The organism is Ruegeria sp. CE8, assembly GCF_056537465.1.
In genome coordinates, this window is record NZ_JBQFRP010000020.1 from 45,015 (window position 1) to 56,595 (window position 11,581).

At 55.2% G+C, this 11,581-nt stretch carries 10 protein-coding genes and 2 pseudogenes; 3 read left to right on the forward strand and 9 right to left on the reverse strand.

The annotated features are described in order from the left end of the window. Positions 1 to 112: 112 nt before the first annotated feature. The 5 genes from ACR0AA_RS22475 to ACR0AA_RS22495 all read right to left on the reverse strand — a co-directional run bounded on the left by ACR0AA_RS22475 (position 113) and on the right by ACR0AA_RS22495 (position 6,549). Entirely contained in the window at positions 113 to 295 is a 183-nt protein-coding gene (locus ACR0AA_RS22475; protein ID WP_480757557.1) for a histidine phosphatase family protein, read from the reverse strand. A gap of 382 nt (positions 296 to 677) precedes the next feature. After that, positions 678 to 2,195, reverse strand: coding sequence for an ABC transporter permease (locus ACR0AA_RS22480; protein ID WP_480666117.1), 1,518 nt, complete (start codon positions 2,193 to 2,195; stop codon positions 678 to 680). A gap of 10 nt (positions 2,196 to 2,205) precedes the next feature. Then, positions 2,206 to 3,255 (reverse strand): quaternary amine ABC transporter ATP-binding protein, encoded by a 1,050-nt coding sequence (locus tag ACR0AA_RS22485; protein ID WP_480666118.1) that lies wholly within the window; start codon positions 3,253 to 3,255, stop codon positions 2,206 to 2,208. 66 nt (positions 3,256 to 3,321) lie between these two features. Then, entirely contained in the window at positions 3,322 to 4,293 is a 972-nt protein-coding gene (locus tag ACR0AA_RS22490; protein ID WP_480757563.1) for an ABC transporter substrate-binding protein, read from the reverse strand. Between the two features lie 36 nt (positions 4,294 to 4,329). Continuing rightward, a complete protein-coding gene (locus ACR0AA_RS22495; RefSeq protein WP_480757566.1) occupies positions 4,330 to 6,549 on the reverse strand; it encodes a DUF1989 domain-containing protein in 2,220 nt (739 codons plus the stop codon). Between the two features lie 198 nt (positions 6,550 to 6,747). Between ACR0AA_RS22495 and ACR0AA_RS22500 the strand changes: the two genes are divergently transcribed. Then, positions 6,748 to 7,812, forward strand: a complete 1,065-nt coding sequence (locus tag ACR0AA_RS22500) for a LacI family DNA-binding transcriptional regulator (protein WP_480666121.1) — start codon at positions 6,748 to 6,750, stop codon at positions 7,810 to 7,812. Positions 7,813 to 7,984: 172 nt separating this feature from the next. On the opposite strand, the pseudogene ACR0AA_RS22505 reads toward ACR0AA_RS22500, so the two are convergent. Both ACR0AA_RS22505 and ACR0AA_RS22510 read right to left on the reverse strand, forming a co-directional pair. Beyond that, a pseudogene (locus ACR0AA_RS22505) lies at positions 7,985 to 8,987 on the reverse strand (transposase); the annotation flags it as partial. 393 nt (positions 8,988 to 9,380) lie between these two features. Next, entirely contained in the window at positions 9,381 to 9,845 is a 465-nt protein-coding gene (locus ACR0AA_RS22510; protein WP_480666122.1) for a GNAT family N-acetyltransferase, read from the reverse strand. A 123-nt stretch (positions 9,846 to 9,968) separates the two neighbouring features. Here ACR0AA_RS22510 and ACR0AA_RS22515 point away from each other — a divergent pair, with 123 nt between their 5' ends. Continuing rightward, positions 9,969 to 10,142, forward strand: coding sequence for a hypothetical protein (locus ACR0AA_RS22515; protein ID WP_480666123.1), 174 nt, complete (start codon positions 9,969 to 9,971; stop codon positions 10,140 to 10,142). 258 nt (positions 10,143 to 10,400) lie between these two features. Here ACR0AA_RS22515 and ACR0AA_RS22520 read toward each other — a convergent pair whose 3' ends face one another. Further along, complete coding sequence (locus ACR0AA_RS22520; protein ID WP_480666124.1) at positions 10,401 to 10,610, reverse strand: hypothetical protein; 210 nt, start codon at positions 10,608 to 10,610, stop codon at positions 10,401 to 10,403. A gap of 138 nt (positions 10,611 to 10,748) precedes the next feature. Between ACR0AA_RS22520 and ACR0AA_RS22525 the strand changes: the two genes are divergently transcribed. Beyond that, positions 10,749 to 11,351 (forward strand): DedA family protein, encoded by a 603-nt coding sequence (locus ACR0AA_RS22525; protein ID WP_480666125.1) that lies wholly within the window; start codon positions 10,749 to 10,751, stop codon positions 11,349 to 11,351. A 132-nt stretch (positions 11,352 to 11,483) separates the two neighbouring features. On the opposite strand, the pseudogene ACR0AA_RS22530 reads toward ACR0AA_RS22525, so the two are convergent. Then, positions 11,484 to 11,581: pseudogene (locus ACR0AA_RS22530) on the reverse strand (IS5/IS1182 family transposase); the annotation flags it as partial.

An 11,581-nucleotide genomic window follows, 5' to 3' on the forward strand; every position in this document is an offset into this window, starting at 1 on the left:
CGCCAAGGAGTGGAGATGAAAAAGAAACCCGGAACCAAGCAGAGCCACGGTGAGTAGGTCGTAAAGGACATTCGCCGTGCGACCCGCAAACAGTATTCCGCAGAAGAGAAGATCAGGATCGTGCTGGACGGCCGGAAATGCGGTGACGCAGCCTTTTTGCGTACGCCGCTGCCTGAGCCACCCCTCGCTTGGTCAAAGGCGAGTTCCGACGGCCTTGCCGCCGCTTTTGTGAATTCCACTCGGTCTCGCCGTGGCGGAGCACAAAGATCGTTGGGTTGATTTTCAGGTTTAACACGTACCTATGTCTTCCTTATTTATAGCAAACCGAGGACGGCCAGAAATCTGATCTAAGAGGGGAATAGTCTAAGTGGACAACTTTTACTGCAAAAACTGCTTCGACTTTAGGCGCCCCATTTTCTCGACAACGGAGAAAAGCGGCTAGCCAAGGGTTGCCCTGAATACTTCTCCGCTCACCATAGGCATACTTCGTTCCTGAGACCTGTATTGGCATTTGTGCCGTTCCATCATCCTTCGATGGAAGAAGAGAGGTCAGCGAATGAACTCGGGCCGCCACCGCTTAAAAGACGTGAGAAACGCTATTGGCACGGCTCGAATATCCCTTCATTGAACGTCGAAACCAGTCAACTTTTGCAAGTGTTTAGTCCACAGGTCAGAGTTCATTTCTTTCCCGCCACAATACGGTCAAGGATGAGTGCGCAGAACAGGATTGCCAGACCTGCCAGTATGCCTTGGCCAGCCGCAGCGTATTGCAGCGCTTCCAACACATCTTCACCCAAACCTTTCGCGCCGATCAGAGACGCCACAACAACCATTGCCAGCGACATAAGGATGGTCTGGTTAACACCAGCCATGATCGTTTTGTGCGCCAAGGGCAGATCAACCCGCCACAGCAGGTAACGTGGCGTGGCACCAAAGGCGAGTGCAGCCTCGCGCACTGTTTCGGGTACTTGTTGCAAACCGAGGACGGTAAAGCGGATCACCGGTGGGCTGCCAAAAATCATGGTCGCCACAACACCAGCCGGTTTGCCAGACCCAATGAAGGCAACAACCGGGATAAGGTAGACAAATGAAGGCATCGATTGCATGAAGTCCAGAATTGGTCGCACGATCGCAAAAGCACGTGGACGGCGTGCACAATAGATGCCGAGTGGTATGCCCAGTGTAATCGAGATCAACGCAGCCGCTCCGAGCAGCGCTATGGTTGTCATCGCCTTTTCCCAGAAATCCAGCAGCCCGAGATAGGCCAGCGCGGCACCGGTGAAGATCGCGACGCGCGGTCCGGCGGAAAGGTAGGCCAGCATGATGATCACCAGCGCCACCACCGGCCACGGCGTATCGACCAGAACCACCTCAATCCAGTCCAGCAGCGTACGCATTCCATAGGTCAGCCCGTCAAAAAAGCCGCGGCCTGCAGTCTTGGTCCATTCAAACACGGCTTGCACGCCGTCGCCGACATTCAGCCGCCAATCGCGGTTTGTCGGGAAGGTTTTCAGAACAGCCAGCGCATCTGGTTGGGCGAATTTGATGGCTGACAATACGACAACTACCAGAGTCAGTGCGGACGCAACGACCATCCGGGTCACCGACCATCCATGCGCCACGCTGGTATCCGACCGCCAACGCGCGAACTGACCTTCCAGCGTCCAGTTGGCCAACGATGCCGCAAGAAACTTGACCGCCAACAGCAGGACAATCCCAACCGCGAGATAAGTGATACCAGTGGAGTCTGCGCTCTGGGCAGCTTCCTGCGCGCCGGCCAAGGCACCCTCCAGCGACTCTGCTGCGCGTTTGAGGGAGTCTAAGGAAGCAGCACCGGATTGCTCCGCCGCCTCGATCTGCTGCCTACGCAGCGCTAATGTTTGCTCGATCTGATCAGCGCGTTCGCGGAACTCCCGCCCGAGATCGCCGAACAAGCCCAAGCCGATTTGAATGTAGGCGAGCGTTTCAAGCACCAGAAAGCCCAGGAACCACGACCAGAGGCCACGCGCCCCGAACCAGATCGGGCCGAGAATGGCCGCAGCTTTGTTCAGGGTGAACCGATAGCCCGGCGCCTGCATCATGTAGGCAAAGGTCTTCTGATAGTAGGCTTGGCTCTGTCCGACAAAATCGCCGATCAAACCTTCCAAACGGTCGGCGGTTTCGGGTTTGACCTGCTGTGCGTCAACGTGTTTCATCGTCTTCCCCTTAAGCCTGACTGTCTTGGATGGCGCGAATGAGCCCCGCACGGTTGATCACACCTACGGTTTCGCCATCTTGCGTGACGGCCACCACACCGTGTCCTTCAACGCAAAGGTTCATCAGGTCGGATAAATCCATATCCGGATGCGCCTCTTTGGCGTCGTCAGGAACCTCGCCATGCCGTGCCTCGAATTCGTCGACGGGCTTCATCACCGAATGGGCGAAGATCATGTTGAGCTTGGAGATCCCGGCGACGAAATCGGCGACATAATCATCGGCCGGGTTCAGGATGATCTCTTCCGGCGTGCCGATCTGAACAATGCGCCCGTCCTTCATGATCGCAATGCGGTGGCCAATGCGGATCGCCTCATCGAGATCATGGGTGATGAACATCGTGGTTTTGTTGAGCTTGTGGCTCAGTTCCATGAACTGGTCCTGCAACTGCTTGCGGATCAGTGGGTCGAGGGCCGAAAACGGCTCGTCCATAAGCAGGATTTCCGGGTCCGCAGCGATGGCGCGGGCAAGTCCGACACGCTGCTGCATACCGCCGGACAGCTCATGCGCGTATTTGTCTTCCCAACCGTTGAGCTCCACCAGTTCCAGAACGCGGTCCGCCTCTTCCCAGCGACGCGCCTTGCCGGTGCCGCGAATTTCCAGAGGCATCGCTACGTTATCGCGCACCGTCCGGTGGGGCATCAGGCCAAAATTCTGGAACACCATGGCAACGCGGCGGTTGCGCAGGTCGCGAAGCCCATCGTCGTTCAGGCCCATCACATCATCGCCGTCCAGGTAGATATGGCCGTCCGTGGGTTCCAGCAGGCGGTTTACGTGGCGCACCAGGGTCGATTTGCCCGACCCTGACAGGCCCATGACGCAAAACAACTCACCGCGTTCGATCTCGAAGCTGGCGTCAGCAACTCCGACAACGCAGTTGAACTGTTCCAGCACTTCGGCCTTGCTCAGTCCTTCACTGTGAATGGCTTTCAGCGCGTCCTGCGCTCGTGCTCCAAACACCTTCCAAACGCCACGTGCATCGATTGCAATATCTGCCGTCATACTGGCCCCACTTTGGTCTAGCTTGCAGATTGTGCCCTCGGCGAACGGGCCGAGGGCCATTTCGTATCAGTTGGTTTTCAGGCCAAGCCAGCCGTCGACCGTGTCACCATTCGCGGCTATCCATTCGGCGACGACCTCATCCGTGTCGCGCCCCTTGACCACGACCTCGTAGGTCAGGCCGCTGAGTTGATCAGCATCCATGTTGATGTTGCTCAGGAAAGACGCCGCAGCCGGATTGCGCTCTTCCAGCGACTTCGAATGGGCAACAGTCACGGTTTTCACGGGCTCGCCCGTGCTGACATGCGATTTGTTGTACCAATCCGCGTCCTGATCTGGCTGAACCATTTTGTATGTGGCCGCATCGTGCTCAGGTTCTTCAAGGATCGTCACGTCGTACAGCGCGTGCACGTAATGCGGTGCGTAGCAGTAGAAAGCAGCGCCCTTCTTCTGGTCAATCTGATCCTTGAGACGCGAATAGAATACGGTCTCATCCTCGGTGGTGGGCGTCAGGAAAGTTTCGATACCATAGTCGCGCACGCGAACCTTGAAGGTGTTGGTCGAGGCCCAACCCGACGCGCCGACCCATACTTCGCCCATGCCGTCGCCGTCCGAGTCGAACAACTCCTGCGCCATTGGCGTGGCCAGGTCGTAGATCGATTTAATGCTGTGATCTTCGACCATGTAGTTCGGAACACAGATCCCTGCGCGGCCCTCGTAGTTGCCGGAAGACAGCGCCACGGTGCCTTTCTGATCGACATATTCGTCAGTGAACGACGACTGGTTCGGTAACCAGACATCGGGGTGTACATCGATGTCACCTCGCCCGCCGTCCATGGCGGCAAAAATCACCGCGTTGGCGCCCGGCGCGTAACCGACTTCTCCACCCAAACGCGTTTCGATGACCTGCCCGATGACGCGGCTCATGATTTTGGCACCGGGCCAGCTGGGTTCGCCCACCATGACCTTGTCTTGTGCCAACGCTGAAGTGGCCCCCAGGGTGAGCGCCAGTGTTGCCGTCAGTGTTGTCAGTCTTTTCATGTCATATTCTCCCGTTGCATTGTGTCGTTTGCGCCATCAGGCGCGTGCCCGCTTGCGTTGCGGGTCTATGAATGGAATGTCCGATACCGTTGCCCCCAGGCGTTTCATCCGCCCGTCGAGTTGGCCAATTTCCAGTCGGGTCCCGTTCTCGGCTTGTTCGACCGACAACCGCGCCATGGCGATCGCGTGTTCCAACATCGGTGATCGGGTGGCCGAAGTGACCACGCCCACCTGCCGTTCGCCTGCAAAAACAGGGGCGCCGTGGGCAGGCACATCATCACAGCCGATCAACAAGCCTTTAAGCACGCGACGCGGCTCTCGCGCGTTTCTTTCAAGTGCGGCTTTGCCCGAGAAACTGGTTTTTTTCAGATCGACCGCAAAGCCCAGCCCGGCCTCGAACGCGTCGACGCCCGGAGCAAATTCGGCATTTGCCGCAGCCAACCCGGCTTCGATCCGGATGATTTCCAGCGCAGCCGAGCCCATGGGTGTAACTCCAAATTCTTGACCCGCTTCCATAACCGCATCCCAAATCGCGATCGCGTCAGACTTCGAACAGAAGATTTCGTAGCCTAATTCTCCGGTGTAACCGGAGCGCGAGAGCATGAACGGTGCGCCATCTCGATCATTAAGCCGCGCAATCGTCACCCCGAACCACTTCAGGTCATCCAGCGAAGGTACGTGTGGTTGAGTAAAGGCGATCTTGCGTAGCAGATCGCGCGATTTTGGCCCCTGAATGGCTAGGTTCGGCATAGCGTTCTGCATTGCGTGGACCCGAACCTGCAGGTCCAGATCCGTTGCCAATGCTTGCAGCATGCGACCGCTTTCCTCGAAGCCGCAGCACCAGCGGAAAATCTCGGGGGCAAGCCGGAAAAGCGTGCCGTCATCAATGACCGACCCGCTTTCATCGCACATCAATGTGTAAGATCCGCGCCAGACCGGCAATTTGGCGACGTTTCGCGTTGTTGCCTGCTGCAGCAGTTTCTCGGCGTCTGGGCCAACAATATCGAATTTGCGCAGCCCGCTCATGTCCTGCACCGTCAAGGCTTCGCGACATGCCCAGTACTCACCCAACGTGCCGTGCGCGGGAAAGCTAACCGGTGCCCACAGATCACGTGCAGGCGCGAATTGTTGAGTCAAAGGGGCAAGCCGGTCATGAAATGCGGATTCCTGACTGATCGACATCGGGGCATCTTCCTTTTCACGATAGGCGACCGCTCGCCGGATCGGCGTTTCCGGGCGGTAGATGCGGACATGCACATCCGTCGGATTCCAGCCATTGATTGGGTCAATATCGTCCGGGCACGCGGTCGAGACGCACACCAAATCCTCCATCGCGCGCATCGCGACATAGTCGCCGGGGCGCGAATACGACTCTTCGGTCAGGATGTGATGCGTCCCAGGATCGATCCACGTGTTCCAGAAGAAATTGATCGCCGGCCAAGCCGCCCGACGCGCAACGCCGTACGGGGCCAGCGCATTCGACATGTTGTCGGAACAGTTCACGTGCCCTGGAAAGCCACGCTCTTCATAACCTCGGGCGGTGCAGGCCAGACCGAACGTGTCATGCCGCCCACAGGTATCCTGCACCACATTGAGAAGTGGCCGCATCTCTCGATCGTAAAACTTGTCCAGCAAACCCGGACCAGGAAATGCGCGACGCACCATCGACCGGGTGGCTGTGGAGTCGATCAACCACTCGGCACCGCGGAACAACCCATCGGAACGAAGCGCCATGAAGTCAGAGCACTGCTGCCCTTCTACGTCGATGATTTGAACGAATTCACCGGCTTTCAGCTCGTATGCGATCCCCGTACCGCGCGGCACAGTGAATTCGTCCCGCGTGTCGCCCAAAAGCGGCGGCAGCAAAGGTTCATTCGAAGCTGCAATCTTATGAGAAACCGCGACACAGCCAGCTCCGGTTCCTTCAATCAATCCAAGAATAGAAGTTGGGCGGATCAGCCAAACTGTAATCCGCTTGTCGGTGCTCAAGACCAGCGGCTCTGTTGAAGTGATTAACCTGGAGCGAGGAATTTCCTGTGCTGGATTCCCACCATTCGCTCCAATCCAACCGGTGATTGGTTCGCTGTTGAACTCGTTGCAATCAACCGTACCGTTTGCCTCTAGGCCTAGATGAGCAAGCGTCGGCTTTCCGTCGAGAAATTCAACAACATCCAGCGGATGAGACTGTGATGTTGCTTCCAAAGACAGCAGGTCACCTGCGCCCATCTCCACGCGGATCGCTTCGCGCGATCCCAAGACATATTTTCGAACACCCGAAGCTTTCGGAAACCCCGGAAATCTGCGTCCCGGGCTATCGAACCCGGAATTCGTGAACTCGTGTAATACGGCCGAACCTTGCATATCGCTGTTGGATTCTCAGCTATGAAACTAGTTACAGAGGTTGATGAAACTAGTTACATATGTCAACACTTTCGTTGAAAGCCGGTAAAATGGATGCAAAATCACGTGACACAAAAAGACCCGGCGTTGAAAAAGCGCGCAAATCTCAGAGATGTCGCAAAAGCTGCAGGCGTGTCAGTCGCTACGGTGTCCCGTGTCCTGAACGAGCCCGGTGTCGTGAAAAAGGACACTCTGGAGAAAGTTCAGAAAGCAATTGCGGACCTTCGATTCGTCCCCAGTGCAGCTGCCCGAGCTATCAACTCGGGCCGCACGCGTTTCGTAGGCGCGCTGGTTCCGACCTTGGACAACGCCATTTTCGCTCGGTTTCTTGCGGCGCTGGAACGGAAGCTTTCCGAAGATGGGCTTTCATTGATTGTGGCCACAACTGAGTCTGACCTGGAGATTGAAGCCAAAAAGGCGAAAGGGCTTGTCGATATCGGGGCAGAGGGCTTGATCATTACCGGTGCAACACATTCCGATGAGTTCCACGAACTTATCGAACGTACGATGATCCCCACGATCATCACATCCTACTTTGACGGCTCTAACCCTTTGCCAACGATTGGGTACGACAATAAAGCCGCGGCGCAATTGGCGTTGCAGCACCTCATTGAACTTGGGCATCGGCAAATCACTGTCGTACACGGACCAGTTGACAATAATGACCGGACTCTGGCTCGGCTTTCCGGGCTGCGCTCACTGCATTGGGAGGGTCAACTTACGACTGTAGAGACTGACATCAGTCTTCGCGGCGGAGCGGAAGCAGCTGCGCGCATCGTAGGCGACGCAGCCAAGCCTGACGCCATACTGTGTCTATCCGACGTTGTGGCGTTAGGGGTCTTGTTCGGCCTGCAGTCGAAAAGGCTAAGTGTCCCAGAAGAAATATCATTAATGGGCTTGGATGATCTACCAAGCTCTGCCGTTGCGGTGCCGTCATTAACAACAGTACACCTTCCGGTTTCCCGCATGGGCGAAAGGGCAGCCGCTGCATTGGCGCGGTGGATTTCCATTCAGGAGAGACCGAAGGCTGAAAAGCTGGAGGCAAAATTGATCGAAAGAAACTCAACTATTCGAAAAGTACCTATAGGCAAAAAAGCCTTTCCTAAAAAAACACAGTAACAAACTTCCAGTAGCTGTTCTTTGCAATGCGGCGAATGCCTGGGTTAGGGCTGATTCTGTTGAAAAACTCGGGGCAAGTGATGGCGACATTGTCACCGAAGGTTTGGCACGAGGTGATTGCCTTGGACGCGGATCCAATCGACGCGCAAGTGGGCTGACTTGACGCCTAAGATCATGCCATCGCCTCCGGTTGGACGGTCTTGGGCCTTAGCTTGGCGACCTTTCTAAGGTTCTGTGCGATAACGACCAGCAGGAACTCATCCTTAGCCCCATTGGGTCCGCACAATCTCAACCTGGTCAGATTCAAAATGCGGTTCAGATGCGCAAACAGCATTTCAACTTTCTTCCGTTTGTCACGGCTGACCTTATAGGCTTGCGTATTCCTGCTGGATCGCGCGAAATCCCGAGCGTGCTCATGTGCTTCCCGACGGATTGATCTACAGATTTCGTTGGGGCAGCATTTCTCTTTCGATGGACAACTCTGACAGTCAGATTTCAGTGCGCGGTACTTTCGGCTGCCACTGATGTTCTTGCCGCGGTTGGGATCGGAGTAGTTTCGACGGAATTGCTTCAGCGCGAAGCCTTCCGGGCAAGTGTACAGATCGTTGGCCTCATCATATTCAAACTCGAACCTTGTCCATGCACCGTCTTTGCGGTTCGAGTGATTGATCACTGGGATGAACGGGAAGAACCCACGCTTCTTGACCAGCCAGCCCAAGTTGTCGCTGGAGCCATAGGCCGTGTCTGCGACAAGCCAATCCGGCCTGATACCGAAGCGCTTTTCAGTGCGATCCAGCGTTGTTTGCGAAGCGCCCGCCTCGGCCTGTCGGATCGCCCGCGTCGCCTCAACGACCGTGATGACTGAGCCTTTGGTGCCGATCAGGTAGCTCGTGGCGTAAGCAAAATAGGGACGACTTTCCTCAGCTCGGGTCCACTGGGCTGCCGGAACGGACTTTATTGGCGTCTGCCGGTATTAGACTGGCGTCAACGGCGAAGCCTTCGCCAGATACAAGACCCTCCTTCAGACAACGTACGACGGTCGTCTCGAAGATGCGCCGCAGCATGTCGCTTTCACGGAACTTGCCATGGCGGTAACGCGAGAACGATGAGTGGTCGGGAACATTGTCATCCAACCCAAGCCGACAGAACCAGCGGTATGCCAAGTTGAGATGCACCTACTAGCAAAGGCGCGTATCGATCGCTTCTTACTGAGTCTGCACGCGGAAATAGCGCGTTGGGCGATGCGAAACAGCTACAAGTCAAGCTTCGAGTGCTTTCACAAAGGCCTATCGTACCACCTTTGCGGTGAGCCTGAGCAAATACACGCCACCTACGCAGCGGGTTTCCGCGACGTAAACTTCCACTCACTATACGAGGTTACAAAATTACACTAAGCCCCGCACAACGTTTTGATGGGGGTCAAAATGAAACTGAGTGTATTGGAAATCTTTTGCATAGTTCTGGCAGGCGCTGTGGCCGTAGCCGGGTTTGCGGAAGCGGCAAGCGCGCTGATATCGGTCATATGATGTAATCGAGAGAGCTGATGTTTCTCGCTAATATTCTGTGGCTCAGACCAACCGCAAGGCCAGTTCCACTTCCCCATCAACGATTCTACCCGTTGGGTGAAAGCCAAACTCCTTGTAGAACGGCATAGCGCCACCCGGCTCATCAACAACGCTGATTATTAGGTTAGAACGTCCCCTTTCGCGCGCTAACGACTTCGCGAAATCCAAAGCTGCTCTACCATGTCCCCGACCCTGATGGGCCTGGTCAACCATTAAGCGCCAGATATAAATCCCGTCCGGGTCATCGCCTTCGTCAAGATCCGCATCCGGGTGGGACATATCGATAACCGCCAGCAGCCCGACCGGAGTAGTTTGCTCCCAAACACCATAGATTTCCGACCCGGGTTCAAAAATGGACTGTGCCATGGTCATTAGGTTTGAAGCAACGAACGTGGTTTGGCTGTCGCGCACCCTTAGTCCAGCCAGGGGCCGGAGGGTATCTTGGGAGAAAGGGCGAAACTCGGGCATGAACTATACCTAACAGAACTTCTAAAGACCGAGAAGCTAAGGGCGTGCCTGCTCGGAACCGACTACCAGAATCGCAGGTTTTCAGGTATGAAGTCTCATATTGATTTCTTTTGAGGTATTGCCATGACCATTGTCCGTACCCTGACCGAGTACCGTGCTGCGCTCCGTGAGATTGAGTACCTATGGGGATCAGAGCCGAACACGGAAGAGGGTCGGAAATTGGAAGAATACCTGTCGGCGGTCGATCAATACGAGCAGCTATCAAATGTAGCGCCTGAGAGCCTGACAAATATTTGACTCTTCGGCGTTACGCCTCCCCGGAGGCTGCTTACCGCGTTGGGAGAACGGAAATGAATAGAAACTTCATAGTAATCGTTGCGGTTCTGGTTGTTTTACTCTTGGGCCTTACAATGATGACATCAGTTGAGGAGGGCGTGGGAAGTGAAGAAACCGCCCCACCCTCAGCAACGGAAGCAACAACTGCTACGGAATAAGCGCCCAAAGAACATTAAGCGCGTTTCACGGCTTAGCGAGCGTCCGTACCAGGCCCATATGTCAAAAGTAGTAGTGGCGGTAGAAAAAGGGGTCTTGCATGTAGTCAGTGTTTTGGCCGGTTTCTCGAAGGTCTTTTGCGACCTGAGCATCGGTCTCTCTTTGCTTTTTGCGCGCCAGTTCTTTTCTTTTACGTCTCGCGAACCTTTTTTCTGGCAAGGCGAAAAGGGCGCCCCAAAAGTTTTTGCGACTTTCTTTGTCTGTAAAAGCCATTGTCGTTCCTCACGCGGTCTGCAGTGAATCCAAGACTTTTAACTGGTGCCTTTAAGTTGGTAGTTCTCTTCCAAATCATTAAGAAAAGTACATCGAACACACCGCTTTGGGATCGTTTCGGTAGGGCCGGGTTTTCAGATGCATAACATCGCAGACAACTTTGAAAGTCTTATTGAGAACTACGGGCTATTCGTACTTTTCCCCACGATCTTCTTTGAGACCTTTGGGCTGCCTCTTCCGGGAGAAAGCGCCTTAGTGGCTGCATCGGTGCTTGCAGCAAAAGGAACTCTGAACATTTTTGCGGTTGCAGCGGTTGCCAGTCTTGCGGCCATAGCTGGCGACAATGTTGCTTACCTGATTGGGCGCAGGTACGGCCGCGCTATCATCCTGGCGTATGGATCGCGTTTTGGCATTACCGAGACGAAGTACGAGACCGTGGAGCGCGCGACAAACAAATATGGTGCCTCTTTAGTGGTGTGCGCGCGCTTTTTTGTATTGCTGCGGCAGTTAAACGGTTTGGCCGCCGGGTCAGCGAATATGCCGTGGGTAAAGTTCTTTTTGGCAAATGTTGCGGGCTCGGTGTTGTGGGTGGTGTTCTGGACGACTATTGCATACCAGTTCGGAAATCGCGTCTCGCTACTACCCGATGCCCTGCATCATGTTTTACTGATGGGTGCCGTCTTGGTTCCTATAATCTTGGTGCTGGTGTTTATATTTGGCCGTAGGGCACTGCTGAAATGAAAAGCAATGGCAAAGAAATGACCTGGACCAAGTTGAGCGCAACTGGCTTGTTGCATTTTGTTTGGTTTGAAGCGGTAAATCGCTTTACTGGATCCGCATTCCTTGATTGGAAAAATAGACTAGGGTCAGGACTCATAGCCAATAGATGACGAGAGCTGCGAGGGCGATTGCTGAGAGGAAGACCTTCGGGTACCTGTCGTACCGGGTTGCCACGCGGCGCCAATCCTTGA